The 18,551-nt window shown below is 62.4% G+C and carries 12 protein-coding genes and 1 pseudogene; 7 read left to right on the forward strand and 6 right to left on the reverse strand.

What is annotated here, in order from left to right; translation table 11 throughout:
• Positions 1 to 469: 469 nt before the first annotated feature.
• Positions 470 to 1,267, reverse strand: coding sequence for an AraC family transcriptional regulator (locus NKH17_RS16615; RefSeq protein WP_352897720.1), 798 nt, complete (start codon positions 1,265 to 1,267; stop codon positions 470 to 472).
• 277 nt (positions 1,268 to 1,544) lie between these two features.
• Between NKH17_RS16615 and NKH17_RS16620 the strand changes: the two genes are divergently transcribed.
• From NKH17_RS16620 to NKH17_RS16645, 6 genes are all read left to right on the forward strand, one after another.
• The gene (locus tag NKH17_RS16620; RefSeq protein WP_352803603.1) at positions 1,545 to 3,011 is read left to right on the forward strand and encodes an alpha-glucosidase/alpha-galactosidase; all 1,467 of its coding nucleotides are present in this window, start codon (positions 1,545 to 1,547) and stop codon (positions 3,009 to 3,011) included.
• Positions 3,012 to 3,134: 123 nt separating this feature from the next.
• On the forward strand, positions 3,135 to 5,219 hold the full coding sequence (locus NKH17_RS16625) for an ABC transporter substrate-binding protein (RefSeq protein WP_352803601.1): 2,085 nt from the start codon (positions 3,135 to 3,137) through the stop codon (positions 5,217 to 5,219).
• A gap of 104 nt (positions 5,220 to 5,323) precedes the next feature.
• The gene (locus NKH17_RS16630) at positions 5,324 to 6,331 is read left to right on the forward strand and encodes an ABC transporter permease (RefSeq protein ID WP_352650414.1); all 1,008 of its coding nucleotides are present in this window, start codon (positions 5,324 to 5,326) and stop codon (positions 6,329 to 6,331) included.
• A 1-nt stretch (position 6,332) separates the two neighbouring features.
• Positions 6,333 to 7,466, forward strand: coding sequence for an ABC transporter permease (locus NKH17_RS16635; RefSeq protein ID WP_352897643.1), 1,134 nt, complete (start codon positions 6,333 to 6,335; stop codon positions 7,464 to 7,466).
• Positions 7,467 to 7,476: 10 nt separating this feature from the next.
• A complete protein-coding gene (locus tag NKH17_RS16640; protein ID WP_352704855.1) occupies positions 7,477 to 9,144 on the forward strand; it encodes an ABC transporter ATP-binding protein in 1,668 nt (555 codons plus the stop codon).
• 21 nt (positions 9,145 to 9,165) lie between these two features.
• On the forward strand, positions 9,166 to 10,536 hold the full coding sequence (locus tag NKH17_RS16645; protein WP_352803597.1) for an alpha-glucosidase/alpha-galactosidase: 1,371 nt from the start codon (positions 9,166 to 9,168) through the stop codon (positions 10,534 to 10,536).
• Between the two features lie 96 nt (positions 10,537 to 10,632).
• Here NKH17_RS16645 and ftsZ read toward each other — a convergent pair whose 3' ends face one another.
• Both ftsZ and NKH17_RS16655 read right to left on the reverse strand, forming a co-directional pair.
• Complete coding sequence (gene ftsZ, locus NKH17_RS16650) at positions 10,633 to 11,640, reverse strand: cell division protein FtsZ (RefSeq protein ID WP_023677189.1); 1,008 nt, start codon at positions 11,638 to 11,640, stop codon at positions 10,633 to 10,635.
• A gap of 220 nt (positions 11,641 to 11,860) precedes the next feature.
• On the reverse strand, positions 11,861 to 12,979 hold the full coding sequence (locus NKH17_RS16655) for an NAD(P)/FAD-dependent oxidoreductase (RefSeq protein ID WP_352897645.1): 1,119 nt from the start codon (positions 12,977 to 12,979) through the stop codon (positions 11,861 to 11,863).
• A gap of 165 nt (positions 12,980 to 13,144) precedes the next feature.
• Here NKH17_RS16655 and NKH17_RS16660 point away from each other — a divergent pair, with 165 nt between their 5' ends.
• Positions 13,145 to 14,521, forward strand: a complete 1,377-nt coding sequence (locus NKH17_RS16660) for an aspartate aminotransferase family protein (RefSeq protein ID WP_352803592.1) — start codon at positions 13,145 to 13,147, stop codon at positions 14,519 to 14,521.
• Between the two features lie 9 nt (positions 14,522 to 14,530).
• On the opposite strand, the gene NKH17_RS16665 is transcribed toward NKH17_RS16660, so the two are convergent.
• From NKH17_RS16665 to NKH17_RS16675, 3 genes and pseudogenes are all read right to left on the reverse strand, one after another.
• Positions 14,531 to 15,625, reverse strand: a complete 1,095-nt coding sequence (locus NKH17_RS16665; protein WP_352897647.1) for an alcohol dehydrogenase family protein — start codon at positions 15,623 to 15,625, stop codon at positions 14,531 to 14,533.
• 9 nt (positions 15,626 to 15,634) lie between these two features.
• The gene (locus NKH17_RS16670) at positions 15,635 to 17,014 is read right to left on the reverse strand and encodes an aspartate aminotransferase family protein (protein ID WP_352803586.1); all 1,380 of its coding nucleotides are present in this window, start codon (positions 17,012 to 17,014) and stop codon (positions 15,635 to 15,637) included.
• Positions 17,015 to 17,047: 33 nt separating this feature from the next.
• Positions 17,048 to 18,540 (reverse strand): annotated as a pseudogene (locus tag NKH17_RS16675) (NAD-dependent succinate-semialdehyde dehydrogenase).
• Positions 18,541 to 18,551: the final 11 nt, after the last annotated feature.

The raw sequence follows: 18,551 nt of genomic DNA on the forward strand, positions 1-18,551 counted from the left end.
GCCGCCGAATTTCGTGATGGAAGGGTGAATGAGCGCCAGCGGAAAACGTTCCATGGCAAGACCCGTTTCGAGCGCTCCGCCAAATCACCCTTGCCATCCTCCACTCCGACCGCCTTCAGGCGGTCGGCCCGGGAAAGGTCGGCTCCGAAGGAATTTCGGAAGGCGTGCCAGGAGGAACTCCAAGTGGCTCCTGGTCCGGCGTCGGAATTGGATCCGGCGAGGGCGGGGGTACGCCTGGAGGTTCTCCCGGCGGAGTCTCCGGCGGGGCAGGCGGCCGGGCCGGCTCCGGATTGGGATTGTCCGGCAGTGGATTCGGGTTGTTCGGATCGGGGTTGTTCATCGATCACTCCCCTGACATCTGTGGCCTGATCTCCGCCAGAGCGGAGTGCGGCAGCGGCGAGCGGGCTCTCTTGTCCTAAACCGAGGGGAAGCAAAAGCGTTCCCTCACCTGATGCCAAGCGGGGCCAATCTATCGGGCGGTTCCCAGGCTGGCATACATTCCGTTGGTGCGGAACTGCGTCGGGTTGATGCCGTAGAGGCGGCGGAAGACCTTGGAAAAATAATTGGCGTCCTCGAAGCCGCACATGATGGCGACCTCCTTGACCGGCAGGAAATCGGCCTTGGTCAGCAACTTCGCCGCGCGCTGCAGTCGCTGCTGCAGCACGAATTCGGCGGGCGGAAGTCCCTCGCTCTCGGCGAAGCAGCGCGAGAAATGCGCGCGGCTCAGGCCGCTGATCTCGGCGAGATCGGCAACGCGGAGCGGCCTGTCGAGATTGGCCCTGATGTGGTCGATGACCGGCTGCATGGCGCTCTTGTCGTCGGTGACGGCGTGCGAGCCGAAAACATCGTCGTAGAGGGCCATAGCGGCTTCATAGGCGACGGCCGAGGCGGCTCCCGGCGAGACCGCGCCCGTGATCAGGCGTACGCTGCAATCCGCGAGATGATCGATCGTCGAGGGCTGCAGCCGCAGCACCGGACCGACGGCGGCAAGGATCGACTTGTGGATGCGCAGTGCCTCCTCGCCGTTCATCGATATCCAGAAGAACTCCCAGCGTTCGCCCTTGGCCAGCCAGTAACGGTGGTTGTGCGGCACGAGGACCAGCAAAGTGTCGCCTTTTTGTAGGCGGTAGTTCCGGTTCTCGTAGCGCAATCGGCCAGTGCCGCTGATCGTATGCTGGAGCACGGTAAACGGCGTCTGGCCGCGCTTGCGCCCATCCCAGTCGTAGAGCTCGTTCTCGCGCACTTCATAGCCGGTGCTTGTCGGCATGGTGTGTAGGCGCTGGCGCCCGCGCGGCAGCGATACCGTCCTGCCCGCCGGCCCGATGTCGATCAAGTTCCGCAGCACAAAATTACCCCTAAAAGCATAATCCTTCTCTGGTCGCGTGCCGAATAAGGCGCATAATCCCTCGAGAAAAGCAAAAGAAACTGCGGTCAACGAGCGGATGGGAGGAAGTGCCGGATTCCAGCCTGCATAATGTGGCAGGCGGGCCAGGCCTCTTTTCGCCGCCTTTGCCCTAGCGTTCGATCAGGTCGAGGTGAGGCTGATGAGTTTCAAGATCGCTATTATCGGTGCGGGAAGCGTCGGGTTCACCAAGAAGCTCTTCACCGACATTTTGTGCGTTCCTGAATTCAGGGATGTCGAATTCGCACTGACCGATCTCAGCGAACGCAACCTCCAGATGATCAAGTCGATCCTCGACAGGGTCGTCGAATTCAACAGGCTGCCGACCAAGGTTACGGCAACGACCGACCGCCGTGCCGCCCTCGAGGGTGCCCGCTACATTATCAGCTGCGTTCGCGTCGGCGGTCTCGAAGCCTATGCGGACGACATCCGCATTCCCTTGAAGTATGGCATCGACCAGTGCGTCGGCGACACGATCTGCGCCGGCGGCATCCTCTATGGCCAGCGCAACATTCCGGTAATCCTCGATTTCTGCAAGGATATCCTCGAAGTCGCCGAGCCTGGGGCAAAATTCCTAAACTACGCCAATCCGATGGCCATGAACACCTGGGCGGCGATCGAATATGGCAAGGTCGATACCGTCGGCCTTTGCCACGGCGTCCAGCATGGCGCCGACCAGATCGCCGAAGTGCTCGGCGCCAAGTCGCGCACCGAGCTCGACTACATCTGCTCCGGCATCAATCATCAGACCTGGTTCATCGACCTGCGTCTCAACGGCCGCAAGATCGGTAAGGACGAACTGGTTGCCGCCTTCGAGGCGCATCCGGTCTATTCGCAGCAGGAAAAGCTGCGCATCGATGTCCTGAAGCGCTTCGGCGTCTATTCGACCGAAAGCAACGGCCATCTTTCCGAATACCTGCCCTGGTATCGTAAGCGGCCGGACGAAATCACCCGCTGGATCGACATGTCCGACTGGATCCACGGCGAGACCGGCGGCTACCTTCGTTATTCGACCGAAACACGCAACTGGTTCGAAACGGAGTTCCCGCAATTTCTGGAATCCGCCGCCAGGCCGATAGACCCCGCCAAGCGCTCCAACGAGCATGCCAGCCACATTCTCGAAGCGCTGGAGACGAACCGCGTTTATCGCGGCCACTTCAACGTCAAGAACAACGGCATCGTCACCAACCTGCCGCAAGACGCCATCATCGAGTCGCCCGGCTTCGTCGATCGCTTCGGCATCAACATGGCTGCAGGCATCACGCTGCCGGAAGCCTGCGCCGCCACTTGCACTTCCTCGATCAACGTCCAGCGCATGTCGGTTCATGCGGCGATCTCCGGCGATATCGACCTGCTGAAGCTCGCCGTCCTGCACGATCCGCTGGTCGGCGCGGTTTCGACGCCGGAAGAGGTTTGGCAAATGGTGGACGAAATGGTCGTCGCCCAGGCCCGCTGGCTGCCTCAATATGCCGATGCGGTGCCGGCCGCGAAGGAGCGGCTTTCGAAATCCAGGATCAAGACCCGTGAATGGGCCGGGGCGGCACGGCGCGACGTCCGTTCGATCGATGAATTGCGTGCGGAAAAAACGGCTCTCAAGCAGGCCGTCTGAATTTCGCCAGGACGGATCGCGGCGAGCTTTCGGGAGGAATTTTCGGCACCGCACCCGTCTGTACATTCGTTCGAGGAGAAATGGAGCGGCGTCAACGCGCTCCTGAACAACAGGGAGGAGACGATGAGGAATTTCCGAAACATTGGCATTCTCGCCGGGCTGGCGCTTAGCGTCTCGGCCTCGGCGCTGAACGCGTATGCATCCGAGCCGACCGTGCCGCCGGTGCCCGCGCAATTTCCGGCCGAGGGAAAGATCAAGTACGTCGCGCGCGACTCCATCCTGGAGTTCAAGGCACTTCCGGAATACCACGAACCCGATTGGGTCACCGACAAATACGTCAAGGCAGGCAAGCTGCCGCCGGTCAAGGACCGGTTACCGAAGGAGCCGCTGGTCTTCAAGACCGGCAATATGCCGGACGGCGTCGGTGTCTACGGTGATACGATGCGTCATGTCATCGGCGGCCGGCCGGAGGGCTGGAACTATGGCGCCGGCCAGACGCAGGGCTGGGGCGGCATCGACATCGGCCTTTCCGAATGCCTGACGCGCACCGCGCCGCTGTTCCAGGTCGAGGCCAAGGACACGGAGCCGCTGCCGAACCTCGCCAGGAGCTGGGACTGGTCCAAGGACGGCCACACGCTGACGATGCATCTGGTCGAGGGCGCGAAATGGTCGGACGGCGTTCCGTTCAACGCCGACGATGTGATGTTCTACTGGGACGACGAGGTGATCGATCCTAATGTGTCGCCGCTGAACGGTGCCACGCAGGAGACCTTCGGCGTCGGCACGACGTTGAAGAAAATCGACGACTACACCGTCGAGTGGACCTTCAAGGACGCCTTTCCGAAACAATACCTTTACGCCATGGCTTACGGCACCTTCTGTCCGGGCCCGTCGCATATCCTCAAGCCGCAGCATCCGAAATATTCGAAGAACACCTACGAGCAGTTCAAGAACGCCTTCCCGCCGGAATATATGAACATGCCGGTGATGGGTGCCTGGGTGCCGGTGGCATACCGCCCCGACGACATCATCGTCATGCGTCGCAATCCGTACTATTGGAAGGTCGACGAGAAGGGCAACCAGCTGCCGTATCTCAATGAACTGCACTACAAATTGTCGACCTGGGCCGACCGCGACGTTCAGGCGGTATCGGGGGCGGGAGACTTCTCCAATCTGGAGCAGCCGGAGAACTTCGTCGCCTCGCTGAAGCGCGCAGCGCAAAAGGACGCGCCGGCACGGCTTGCCTTCGGTCCGCGGTTGATCGGCTATAATCTGCGCATGAATTTCTCAGCCAATGGCTGGGGCAACCCCGACGAGCGCGGACAGGCGATACGCGATCTGAACCGCAACGAGGATTTCCGCAAGGGCGTCACCATGGCGCTCGACCGCAAGGCGCTCGGCGACTCGCTGGTCAAGGGTCCGTTCACTGCCATCTATCCCGGCGGCTTCTCCTCGGGCACGAGCTTCTACGACCGGAAGTCGACGGTCTACTACCCCTTCGATCTCGAAGGCGCCAAGGCGGAACTCGCCAAGGCAGGCCTAAAGGACACGGACGGCGACGGCTTCGTCAATTTTCCTGCCGGCACCGCCGGCGGCAAGAATGTCGAGATCGTGATGCTCGTCAACAACGATTACACCACCGACAAGAGCCTCGCGGAGGGCGTCGTCGGTCAGATGGAGAAGTTAGGTATTCGCGTTGTCCTGAACGGGTTGAACGGTACCCAGCGCGATCAGGCCAATTACTCCGGTCGCTTCGACTGGCTGATAAGGCGCAACGAAACGGAACTCACCTCGGTCGTGCAGAACACCGAGCAACTGGCGCCGGTCGGCCCACGCACCAGCTGGAACCACCGCGCTCCGGAAAACGGCCAGGTAGATCTGATGCCGTTCGAGAAGGACCTTGTCGATATCGTCAACAAGTTCGTCTCGGCGCAGGACAATGACCAGCGCGCCAGCCTGATGAAGCAGTTCCAGAAGATCTCGACGGAACATGTCTATACCGTCGGGCTCACCGAATATCCCGGCGCGCTGATCATCAACAAACGTTTCTCCAATATCCCGCAGGGAACGCCAATCTTCATGTTCAACTGGGCCGAGGACTCGATCGTCCGCGAGCGAGTCTGGGTGGCCGCCGACAAGCAGCAGAAATATGAGCTGTTTCCCGAACAGCTTCCCGGAAAGCCCGGGGACAAGGGTCCGACGAACTGAGTTTCCTCCCCTGACTTGAAAATTCCCGGCCGCGCTGCTGGCGCGGCCGGGACAAAGCCAGCGGTGAGGGATAACTGAGAATCTGAGCGAGGAGCAAACGGTCGATGCTGCGATTTCTGCTTATGCGCATAGCATCCGCAATACCGGTTCTCGCCATTTTGAGCGTGGTTACCTTCGCGATCATCCAGGCACCGCCGGGTAACTATGCCGACTATATCCGCTTGCAGCTCATCAACCAGGGTGGAGCCTCCTTTGCCGAGGCCGATGCTCAGGCGAAGGCTTACAGCGTGGAGCACGGCCTCGATAAGCCGGTTCCGCTCCAATACCTGAACTGGATCGGCGGCATCATCACCCGCGGCGATTTCGGCCACAGCCTGTATTACAACAAGCCCGTCGCCGACGTGGTTGGCGAGCGGCTGCCGCGCACGCTGCTGCTTGCGCTTGTCTGCCACCTCTTGGCTTCGGTGCTGGGCATCGGCTTTGGTATCTGGGCGGCGACTAGGCAGTACAGCTGGATCGACAGTACGCTGTCAGCGATTTCCTTCCTCGGAATGACGGTACCGCGCTTCCTGATGGCGCTGATCATCGTCTATCTGCTGGTCTTCCAGTTTAACGTCTCCGAGATCGGCAGCTTCTTTTCGCCGCAATTTGGCGGGGCGCCGTGGTCCTGGGCGAAGTTCGTCGATCTCGTCCGGCATGTCTGGCCGGTTGTCGCCATCGCGACCTTCGGCGGGCTCGCCTACAACATGCGGGTGATGCGCGGCAATCTGCTCGACACGCTGAACGCGCAATATGTCGAGACCGCTCGCGCCAAGGGCCTCAGCGGCGGTGCGGTCGTCATGCGCCATGCGGTGCCCAATGCGCTGCATCCGCTGGTTATGTATCAGGGCGTGGTGCTGCCCTATATGCTGACCGGCGAGATCGAGACGGCGATCATCTTTGCCCTGCCGACCGTTGGCCCGGCGATCGTCGGCTCGATGGCGGTCGGCGACGTCTATGTCACGGCGACCTTCATGATGGTGCTGTCGGCGACGCTGATCGTTGGCAACATCATCGCCGACATGCTGCTCGTTATGCTCGACCCGCGTGTGCGCCAATATGCAGGGTCCTGAGATGCTTGCCTTCGAGCCCTCGCTGCCGCCGCTTGCCGAGGAATCGGCCAAGATCAAGCCGCGCGGCAATGAGAGCTACATCGCGCTCGTCTGGCGCCGCCTGAAACGGTCCTGGACCGGCATGGCCGGGCTCATCCTGGTCGCGTTTCTGGTGCTGCTGGCGGTGTTCGCCGACTTCTTCGCACCGATGGATCCCAAGGTGACCGATGTCGGCTTTGCCCCGCCGCAGATGATGAGCTTCCATGACAAGGATGGCAACTTCGTCTTCCAGCCACGCGTCTATGCCCTGGCGGATTCGGAAGACCTCGACCCGGTTACCTTCCAACCCCTCGTCGGGCCGGACTACGACCATCCGCGGCTGCTCGGCTTCTTCGTCAAGGGCGCGGAGTACAAACTGCTCGGCCTGCTTCCCGCGAACCGGCACTTCTTCGGCTCGACCGACGGCCAGCCGGTGCATTTCCTTGGCACCGACAAATTCGGCCGCGATGTGCTGGCTCGTGCAATCTATGGTTCGCGCATCTCGTTGATGATCGCATTGACCGTGGTCTTCATCGTCACCGTGATCGGCACGACGGTCGGCATGGTGTCGGGCTATTTCGGCGGCACATTCGATGTCTGGGTCCAGCGCTTCGTCGAACTGGTGCTCGCATTTCCGCAATTGCCGCTTTATCTGGCGCTGACGTCGCTTGTTCCGGTGACGGCGCCGACGAATGTCTTCCTGGCCTTCGTGATCGTCGTCATGTCGGCGCTCGGCTGGGCGCAGATGTCGCGCGAGGTGCGCGGCAAGACCCTGGCACTGGCGCGGATCGACTACGTCCGTGCGGCGATGGCGGTCGGCGCCACCGACGGCCGCATCATCATGCAGCACATTTTTCCAAACGTGATGAGCCACGTCATCGTTGCGGTCACGTTGGCAATCCCCAGCGTCGTCCTGCTCGAATCCTTCCTCGGTTTTCTCGGCTTCGCGGTGAAGCCGCCGCTGATCTCCTGGGGCCTGATGCTGCAGGACACCGCGACCTATTCGGTCATCGGCACCTATCCCTGGATCCTCTCGCCGGTCGGCTTCGTGCTTGTCACCGTCTTCGCGTTCAACGCGCTTGGCGATGGATTGCGCGATGCGGTCGATCCGTATTGAGCGTGACATGATGCAACACGCGCTCGTCAAATCCTTCGCCCCGCCTGTCCGGCTCGACCATGACGGCCGTTCGGAAAAACCGGTCATCGATGCCCGCAACATCGCCGTCGATTTCAAGGTCGAGCACGGCATGATCGAAGCCGTTAAGGACATCTCCTTCCAGCTCTATCGCGGCGAGACGATCGCCATTGTCGGCGAGTCGGGATCGGGCAAGTCGGTGACGGCGCGCACCGTCATGGGACTGTTGTCGAAACGCGCGGTCGTGTCGCCCAAATCGACCGTCGAATACAATGGGGCGAACATCCTGAAATATTCCGAGCGTGCGCGGCGCAAACTGCGGGGTGACCGCATCTCGATGATCTTTCAGGAGCCGATGAGTTCGCTCAACCCGATCTACACGATAGGCAGCCAGATCGTCGAGGCGATACGGGTGCATCGCAAGATGAGCCGCAGGCAGGCCGAAGCAAGAGCGCTCGAACTGCTGCAGCAGGTGCAGATTCCTGAGCCCCAGGCGCGGCTGAAACAATACCCGCACCAGCTTTCCGGCGGCCAGCGCCAGCGTGTGATGATTGCCATGGCGCTGGCCAACGATCCCGATGTGCTGATCGCCGATGAGCCGACGACGGCGCTCGACGTCACGGTTCAGGCGCAGATCCTCAATCTCATCCGAAACCTGCAGAAGAAACTGCGCATGGCGGTGATCCTGATCACGCACGACCTGACCGTGGTGCGGCAGTTCTCCGACTATGTCTACGTCATGCAGCATGGGGAGATGCGCGAGCACAATGTGACGGAGAGGCTGTTCGCCAATCCGCAGCATCCCTACACCTGTCACCTGCTTGCCTCCGAGCCGCGCGGCCAGGCAAATCCGTTGCCGGAAGGCGCCGACGTCATTCTTGAAGCCAAGGATGTGCGCGTCTCGTTCATGCTGCGGCATGGCACGTTCATGAGGCCGGACCTGCGCGAACTCGTCGCCGTCGACAGCCTCAGCCTGACCCTTCGGCGGCACGAGACGCTGGGTCTCGTGGGCGAATCCGGATCGGGCAAGACCACCTTCGGCGAGGCGTTGCTCAGGCTCAACACCACGGACAGCGGCGAGATCTATTTCGATGGCCAGCCGATCCATGGCTGTTCACGTTCGCAGATGCGGCCGTTGCGGTCGCGCATGCAGGTCGTCTTCCAGGATCCGTTCTCGTCGCTCAACCCACGCATGACGATCGGCCAGATCATCGAGGAAGGGCTGGTCGTCAACCGAATCGGCGCCACCAGGAACGATCGGATCGAGCGGGTGCGCGAGGCGCTGATCAGCGCCGGCATGCCCGGCGATATCCTGTCGCGCTTCCCTCACGAGTTTTCCGGCGGCCAGCGCCAGCGTATTGCGATTGCCCGTGCCGTCGCGCTCGAACCGGAATTCATCGTACTCGACGAGCCGACATCGGCGCTGGATCTCTCCGTCCAGGCGCAGATCATCGAATTGCTGCGCAAGCTGCAGCGCGAACGGGGCCTGAGCTACATCTTCATCTCGCACGACCTCAAGGTCGTTCGGGCGCTGTGCCACCGCGTCATCGTCATGCAGCACGGCAAGATCGTCGAAGAGGGGCCGGTCGACGAAGTCCTGTCCCATCCCAAAACCGCTTACACCGAACGGCTGGTCAAGGCCGCTTTCGAGGTAGCCTGATTGCTTATGCCGGAGGTTGTTGTGGCAAGAAATCCCAAGGTCGCTTTCATCGGAGCTGGCTCGACGGTGTTCATGAGGAACATCGTCGGCGACATATTGCAGCGTCCGGCTCTATCCGGCGCGACGATCGCACTGATGGACATCAATCCGCAACGGCTCGAGGAAAGCGCAATCGTGGTCGGCAAGCTGATCTCGACGCTCGGCGTGAGGGCCAAAGCCGAAACCTATTCGGACCAGCGCAAGGCGCTGGCGGGCGCCGATTTCGTCGTCGTCGCCTTCCAGATCGGCGGCTACGAGCCCTGCACCGTTACCGATTTCGAAGTTCCGAAGAAATACGGTCTGCGCCAGACCATCGCCGATACGCTCGGTGTCGGCGGCATCATGCGCGGCTTGAGAACCGTGCCGCATCTCTGGAAGATCTGCGAGGACATGCTCGCAATCTGCCCGCAGGCGATCATGCTGCAGTATGTCAACCCGATGGCGATCAACACCTGGGCGATCGCGGAGAAATATCCCGACATCAAGCAGGTCGGCCTCTGCCATTCGGTACAAGGCACGGCGATGGAACTGGCGCACGATCTCGACATTCCCTACGAGGAGATTCGCTACCGCTCGGCCGGCATCAATCACATGGCCTTCTACCTGAAATTCGAGCATCGCCAGCCGGACGGCTCCTACCGCAACCTCTATCCGGATCTGCTGCGCGCCTACAGCGAAGGGCGGGCGCCGAAGCCGGGATGGAACCCGCGCTGCCCGAACAGAGTGCGCTATGAGATGCTGAAACGCCTCGGCTACTTCGTCACCGAGAGCTCCGAACATTTCGCGGAATACACGCCCTATTTCATCAAGGACGGGCGCGACGACCTGATCGAGAAATTCGGTATCCCGCTCGACGAATACCCGAAGCGCTGCATCGAGCAGATCGAACGCTGGAAGGGACAAGCGGAAGCCTATCGCTCGGCTGACAAGATCGAAGTGGAGCAGTCGAAGGAATATGCGTCCTCGATCATGAACTCGGTCTGGACCGGCGAGCCGTCGGTGATCTACGGCAACGTCCGCAACAATGGCTGCATCACGTCATTGCCATATAATTGCGCGGCCGAGGTGCCATGCCTCGTCGACGCCTCCGGCATTCAACCCACGTTCATTGGTGACCTGCCGGTGCAGCTCACCGCGCTGATCCGCACCAATATCAACGTCCAGGAGCTGACGGTCCAGGCGCTGATGACCGAGAATCGCGAGCACATCTATCACGCGGCGATGATGGACCCGCATACGGCGGCCGAGCTCGACCTCGACCAGATATGGTCGCTGGTCGATGATTTGCTGGTTGCGCATGGCGATTGGCTGCCGGCCTGGGCGCGTGGAGCGCGCAGCGTTCGGGCGGCCTGAGTATCGGATACAGCTCGCGAGCAACCGTCGGCTGATAGGAAGTCATCGACGGCGCGCGGTTCTGGTGACGCGAGGCTAGTAGTCAGCGATACGCGTTCAGTTCATGCGAACTTCCGGTTCGGCAAGCAGTGGAATCTCCAGGCCACGCCGCAAGCCGGTCGCCACGACCGACACCCTAAATTTTCCGGCGAGTGCCTTGTCGAAGATGGCGCCGACGATGATGTCGGCATCGTTGTCGACCTCCTCGCGGATGCGGGTTGCGGCCTCGTCGACTTCGAACAGCGTCATGTCCATGCCGCCCGATATCGAGACAAGGACGCCTTTGGCGCCCATCATCGAAGCTTCGTCGAGCAGCGGGTTGGCGATTGCCGCTTCCGCCGCCTTCTTGGCGCGGCCTTCTCCGGCGGCCTCGCCGGTCCCCATCATGGCGCGGCCCATGTCGCGCATCACCGACTTTACATCGGCGAAGTCGAGATTGATCAGGCCTTCCTTGACGATCAGATCGGTAATACAGCCGACACCCGCATAAAGAACCCGGTCGGCCATGGCGAAGGCGTCGGCGAACGTGGTTCTGGCGTCGGCGATCCTGAACAGGTTCTGGTTGGGGATGACGATGACGGTATCGGCGCTTTCGCGCAGGCGCTCGATGCCCTCGTCGGCAGCGTACATGCGGCGCCTGCCTTCGAAGACAAATGGCTTGGTAACGACGGCGACGGTCAGTATTCCGGCTGCCCGTGCTGCCTGCGCTATGACAGGCGCGGCACCGGTGCCGGTTCCGCCTCCCATGCCGGCGGTCACGAAGCACATATGCGTTCCAGCAAGGTGATCCATGATCTCGTCGATGGATTCCACGGCCGCGGCACGGCCGACCTCGGGCAGGGAACCGGCGCCGAGACCTTCGGTGATATGAGCGCCCAACTGGATCAGCCTCGTTGCCTTCGACATCGCAAGGGCCTGGGCATCGGTGTTGGCGACGATGAATTCCGCGCCCTGCAGGCCTTCGGCGATCATGTTGTTGACGGCGTTGCCGCCGCCGCCGCCGACCCCGACGACGGTGATCTTGGGCCTCATCTCCGAGATTACCGGCCTCGTCGCGGTGTTCATTGCCGTTCTCCCTGGATACGCCGAGTGGTCGCTGGAAGCTTGTCCCGGGCGCACTGCGAAAACTTTGAACCGGGCAGTGCGAATCAGGACAGCCCAGAGTGCAGGGAATCAGAGCGCGGAGCGGGCTGCAAGTGCGCGATGTGCCTCATAGGCGACTTGCGCCTGAAAGTTCACGCAATGCGCCTTGATACAGTGCAGATCGTTGCGCGGGCGCCGCACGCTACAAGTTCGGCGCGAGGCGCTGCGCGACATGGTCGGCAATCGCCAGGCAGGAGGTCAGGCCGGGGCTTTCGATGCCGAACAGGTTGACCAGGCCATCCAGCCCGTGCACCGCCACGTCCTGAATGACGAAGTCGGCATTGGCCTCACCGGGACCGGACAGTTTTGGCCGGATGCCGCTGTAAGCGGGCTGCAGGCTGTCATCGGCCAGCTCCGGCCAGTATTTGCGGATCTCGCTGTAGAAGCGCTCGCCACGAGCTGGGTCGACGCGATAGTCGAGTTGATCGGTCCATTCGACGTCCGGCCCGAAGCGGGTGACGCCGTCGAGATCGAGCGTCAGATGAACACCGAGCCCGCCGGGTTCGGGTACCGGATAGACCAATCTTGAGAACGGCGCCCGGCCGATCACCGAAAAATAATTGCCCTTGGCATAATGGAGCTTTGGCACGAATTGCTGATTGAGCCCTTCTAGCGAACCTGCAAGTGCTGCCGCGCCAAGCCCGGCGGCATTGACGAAACGCGGAGTGGCGATTTCGAAGCGCCCGCCGCCGGCAGCGTCCACCGTCTCGAGCACGACGCGGCCCGCTTCGATGCGGCCGGCGGCGATGCGCGTGTTGAGACTAAGTGCCGCCCCGTGCGCTTCGGCATCAGCCAACAAGGCGAGCATCAGGGCATGGCTGTCGATGATCCCGGTGGCCGGCGACAGCAACGCTGCCGTACACCTAAGGCTGGGCTCCAGCACATGCGCCTCGGCTTCGCGCAACGGCACCAGGTCGCCGGCGCCGCAAGCGCGTGCATTGGCCCGGATTGAGGCGAGCACCGGCTCCTGTTCGGCATTTGTGGCAACGATGAGCTTGCCGCAGCGCGCGTGCGGGATCGCCCGCTCCTCGCAATAGCGATAGAGTCTTTCCCGGCCGGCCACGCAGAACCGGGCCTTCAGCGATCCAACCGGATAGTGGAGGCCGGCATGGATGACCTCGGAATTGCGCGAGCTTGTCCCGGTGCCGATGGCGTTCTCGGCTTCCAGGACCAGCGTATCGATGCCGCGCTGCGCCATCTCTCGCGCGATCGCCAGGCCTACAACACCGGCGCCGGCGACAATGCAGTCGACATGGTCCACGGTTAGGTCAAGCCGAAGTTCTGCATGCGTCCACCCATCCGCTGGCCCTGTCGAAAGCGCTTGACACTATACCGTTCGAGAAAGATGCATCAAAGGCATAACGCACGGGGAGCTTCTGAGCCGGACCGGCGGCAGGACTGTTTCGCGTGCAGCACAGGAGCCATCATGGACGCACGACCGAATTCACCCGAAGCCCGCGACATAAGCTTTCACATGCATGGCTATACGAATGCGCGCAAGCATCAGGAGTCAGGGCCGCTCGTCATCGAGAAGGGCGACGGCATCTATGTCGAGGACCTTGCCGGCAACCGCTATATCGAGGCGATGGCGGGGCTCTGGAGCGTCGCGGTCGGTTTTTCGGAGAAGCGGCTGGTCGATGCGGCAGTACGGCAAATGTCGAAGCTGCCTTACTATCACGATTTCGGCTCCAAATCGCATTCGCCGCTGATCGATCTCGCCGAGAGACTGGTGCAGATGGCGCCGGTGCCGATGAGCAAGGCGTATTTCACCAATTCCGGTTCCGAGGCCAACGATACGGCCATGAAGATGATCTGGTACCGGTCGAATGCGCTCGGCCAGCCGGCGCGCAAGAAGATCATCAGCCGCAAGAAGGGCTATCACGGCGTCACCATCGCCTCGGCAAGCCTGACCGGACTGCCCAACAACCACATTTCGTTCGATCTGCCGATCGCCAATGTGCTGCACACCTCGACGCCGCACCATTGGCGCGAGGCGCTGCCGGGTGAAAGCGAAGAGCTGTTTTCGACGCGGCTTGCCGACGAGCTGGAAACGCTGATCCTGGCCGAAGGACCGGAAACCATCGCCGCCTTTTTCGGCGAACCGATCATGGGCGCCGGCGGCGTCATCGTTCCGCCTTCCGGCTACTGGGAGAAGATACAGGCGGTGCTGTCGAGATACGACATCCTGCTGGTCGCCGACGAGGTGATCTGCGGCTTCGGCAGAACAGGTGAGATGTTCGGCTCGCAGACCTTCGGCATCAGGCCCGACATCATGGTGCTGTCGAAGCAGATCTCTTCGTCCTATCTGCCGATCTCAGCCCTGCTGATCAACGACAAGGTGTTCCAGCCGATTGCCGACGAAAGCAATCGTATCGGCACCTTCGGCCACGGCTTCACCGGCGGCGGCCATCCTGTTGCGGCAGCGGTCGCGCTCGAGAACCTGAAGCTGATCGAGGAGCGCGACCTTGTCGGCAATGCGCGTGCGGTCGGCGCGCATATGCAGAAGCGGCTGCGCACGCTCGCTTCGCACCCGCTTGTCGGCGAGGTGCGTGGCATCGGCCTGATCGCGGCGGTCGAACTGGTCGGCGACAAGGCGAACAAGGCGCCGTGGGGGAAGACCGGTGAACTGGGCGGGCTCGTCAACGGCTTCATGCAGCAGAACGGCGTCATCTCGCGCAATATGGGCGATGCGCTGGCTTTCTGCCCGCCGCTGATCATCACCGAGCCGCAGGTCGATCAGGTGATCGACGCGTTTGAACGGTCGCTCGAGGCCGCCGCCAAGCAGGTGCGACCACAAAGCTGATCAGGCTATTCAGCGGCCGATGGCATCCGGTACGACCACCAGCTTGCCGACGAAATCCTTGGCGATGAAATCGGCCTGGGCGCGATGGAAATCGGAGAGCTTGTAGACGCCGCCGACCAGCGGCCGGATCTTCTTCTCCTCGATGTAGCGCACGATGCGGCGGAAATCCGCCCGTGTGCCCTGGCTCGAGCCATGCAGTTGGAGCTGTTTCAGATACATGGTGCGCAGATCGAGCTGCACGACCGGGCCGGCAATCGCGCCCGCCGTCGTGTAGCGGCCTTCGGGCCTGAGGATGCGCAGCAGGTCGTTGAAGATCGCGCCGCCGACGAGGTCGGCCACCACGTCGATCGGCCGGCCGCCGGTCGCCTCGTTGACGGCGGCCGGCAGATCGGCAACGCCGCGGGTGATCACCGCCTCGGCCCCGATGTCACGCACGGCCTGTTCCTTGCCCTTGCCGGCAACGGCATAGGGAATGGCGCCGCGCGCCCGCGCCAGCTGCACGATGCCCGAGCCGACGCCGCCTGAGGCGCCGGTGACCAGCACCCGCTCGCCGGCTTTCAATGCGGCGCGTTCCAGCATCTGCTCGCCGGTGAGATAGGCGCAGCAGAAGGTGCCGAGTTCGACATCGCTCAGATCGGTGCTGACGACATGGGCGTTCTCGGCCGGCACTGTCTGGTATTCGGCATAGCCGCCGTCGCGGCCGTGGCCCATATAGTCGATGTCGGCGAGTGAATCGTCGTCGCGATTGTAGATGGAGAAATCGACCATCACCCGCTCGCCGATGCGGGCCGGCGACACGCCCTCGCCGACGGCAACGATGTTGCCGACCGTGTCGGTGCCCTGGATGCGTGGGAAGGTCAGCGTGTTGCCCTGCCGACGCCAGGTCGACACCGCGGCTGCATCCTCCTCAGTGCCATAGGCGCCCTGGCGCACCCAGACATCGGTGTTGTTCATGCCGCAAGCGGTGACCTTGACCAGCACCTCGCCCGGAGCGGGCAAGGGCACTTTGACGTCGGTGCGGTAGACGAGCTTTTCCGGTCCGCCGTGCCCGATCAGCTGCACGGCGGCCATGGTGGCGGGGAGGTTTTTGGTCATGGCATTCATGTAGCTTCTTCAGATGCTGGCAAACACGCTCTTCACCGCGTCGGCCGTCTTGGAGACGACGATGTCGGCCTCTTGCCGTGTCAGGCAGAGCGGCGGCGCGAAACCGAGAATGTCGCCCTGCGGCATGGCGCGGCCGATGACGCCGCTTGCCGCAAGGGTGGTCGCGACCTGCGGTCCGATCTTTTGCGAGGCGTCGAAGAACACGCGGTCGTCCCGGTCGGCGACGAATTCGATTGCCGCCAGCATGCCGTCGCCGCGCACCTCGCCGACGTTTTTGTGGCCACCGACGGCTTTCGTCAGCTCGGCGCGGAAATAGGCGCCGGTCTCGCCGGCGTTCCGCACTAGGTCCATCTCGTCGATCAGTTCCAGGTTGGCGACGCCGGCGGCAACGCAGATCGGATGCGCCGAGTAGGTCCAGCCATGGCCGAGCGAGCCGAGCTTGTCGGAGCCTTGGACGAGCACCTGCCACACCTTGTCGGAGACGATGACGCCGGAGAGCGGCGCATAGGCCGAGGTCAGGCCCTTGGCGATGGTGATCAGGTCGGGCTTGATGCCGTAATGGTCGGAGCCGAACATGGTGCCAAGCCGGCCGAAGCCGGTGACTACCTCATCGGCGATCAAAAGCACGTCGTATTTCTTCAGCACCGCCTGGATCTTTTCCCAATAGCCGGCTGGCGGCGGCACGATGCCGCCGGTGCCGAGGATCGGCTCGCCGATGAAGGCGGCGACCGTTTCCGGCCCTTCGGCGAGGATCATCTCCTCGAGCTTGTCGGCGCAGTATTGCGAAAACTGCTCCTCGCTCAGCGAGCGGTCGGCGCGGCGGAAATAGTAGGGCGCCTCGGTGTGCAGGACCGGCGCACGCGGCAGGTCGAAGGCGTTGTGGAACAGGTCGAGGCCGGTCAGCGATCCGGTCATGATGCCGGAGCCGTGATAACCGCGCCAGCGCGAGATGATCTTCTTCTTCTCGGACCGGCCGAGCACGTTGTTGTAGTACCAGATCAGCTTGATGTTGGTTTCATTGGCGTCTGAACCGGAGAGCCCGAAATAGACCCTCGACATGCCTTGCGGCGCGCGGTCGATGATCATCTTGGACAGCGTGATCGACGCTTCGGTGCCGTGCCCGACATAGGCATGGTAATAAGCGAGATTCTTGGCCTGCGCGGCGATGGCGTCGGCGATCTTCTGGCGGCCATAACCGACATTGACGCAGTAGAGCCCGGCGAAGGCATCGATGCTCTTGCGCCCGTTGTTGTCCCAGATGGTGACGCCTTCGCCGCCGGCGATCACACGGGTTGGGCTCTCGCCACGCGCGTGGGTGCCCATATGGGTCGAGGGATGGAAGAAGTGATCGCGGTCCCAGGCGGCGAGTTCGTTTGACCGGTCGAGCATTTTTCTACTCCTGAAGGAAATTGTCGGGGCGGCTCACGCCACGTCGAGGCAGAGATATTTGAGATCGGTAAAGGCTTCGAGCCCATGACGCGAGCCCTCGCGGCCGATGCCGGACTGCTTGACGCCGCCGAAAGGGATCGGCGCGCCGGTGATCTTGACGCGGTTGATGGCGACCATGCCATAGTCGAGCGCGCGGCCAATGCGCAATTGCCTACCGCCGTTTTCGGTGACGACATAGGCGACGAGGCCGTACTCGGTGGCATTGGCGCGGGCGACGACTTCCTCTTCGCTGTCGAAGGGCGACACGGCAGCAACCGGACCGAAGGTTTCCTCGCGCATGATCAGGGCGTCGTCTCTCACGTCGGCAAGCAGGGTCGGTTGGTAGAACAGCGGCCCGGCGGAATGGCGCTTGCCGCCGGTCAGGCAGCGCGCGCCTTTGGCGAGCGCATCGGCCACCTGCTCCTCGACTTTCTTGACGGCGCGTTCGTGCATCAAGGGTCCGATTTCGGTGTCGTCAGCCAGGCCATTGCCGGTCCGCAATGCCTCGACGCGTTTGGCGAAAGCAGCGCAGAACCGATCGTAGAGCGGACGCTGGACATAGATGCGGTTGGCGGCGAGGCAGTCCTGGCCGGAGGTCGCGAATTTGGCGTCGACCGCAATGGCGACAGCCTTGTCGAGATCGGCGTCGGCGAAGACGATCAGCGGCGCATGACCGCCGAGTTCCATCACCAGACGCTTCATCGTCGGCGCACTCTGTGCGGCGATCAGCCTGCCGATCTCGGTCGAGCCGGTGAAGCTCATGGCGCGAACGCGCCGGTCTTCGCACATCCGTCCAACGATAGTCGAAGCCCTGCCGGTGAGGACGTTGAACACGCCGGCCGGCAGGCCGGCGCGTTCGCCAAGCTCGGCCAGCGCCAGTGCCGACAGCGGCGTTTCCGAGGAGGGATGCGCGACGATGGTGCAACCGGCGGCAAGGGCGGCAGCCGCCTTGCGGGTCAGCATGGCCGCTGGAAAATTCCACGGCGTGACGACGCCGACGACGCCGAGTGGCTCGCGCCGCACCATCATCTCGGTATCAGGCAGATGGCTGGTGACGCTTTCGGCGTTGAGACGTTTGGCCTCCTCGGCATACCATTCGACAAAAGAGGCGGCATAGTCGATCTCGCCGAGCGATTCCTTCAGCGGCTGCCTTGTTCGAGCGTCATCAGCACAGCCAGGTCATTCTTGGCGGCGACGATCAGATCGAACCATTTTCGCAAGATTTTCGACCTTTCCTGCGGCAGCAATGCGCGCCAAGCAGGAAAGGCGCGCGATGCCGCATCGATCGCCAATGTCGTCTGCCGGGCATCGAGCGCGGCAACAAAAGCGACGGTCGATCCGGTGGCCGGATCGGTCACCTCGAAACTCTCCGCGGTCTCGCTCGCCGTCCAGTGGCCAGCGACATAGGCGAGTTCGCGCAGCAGCCGTCGGTCGGCGAGGCGATCGAGTGCTTCATTGCGGTGCGAGCGGGCAAAATGTGCAGACATCATCGGGCTCC

The sequence above is a fragment of the Mesorhizobium sp. M1334 genome (assembly GCF_040317995.1).
GTDB lineage: Bacteria > Pseudomonadota > Alphaproteobacteria > Rhizobiales > Rhizobiaceae > Mesorhizobium.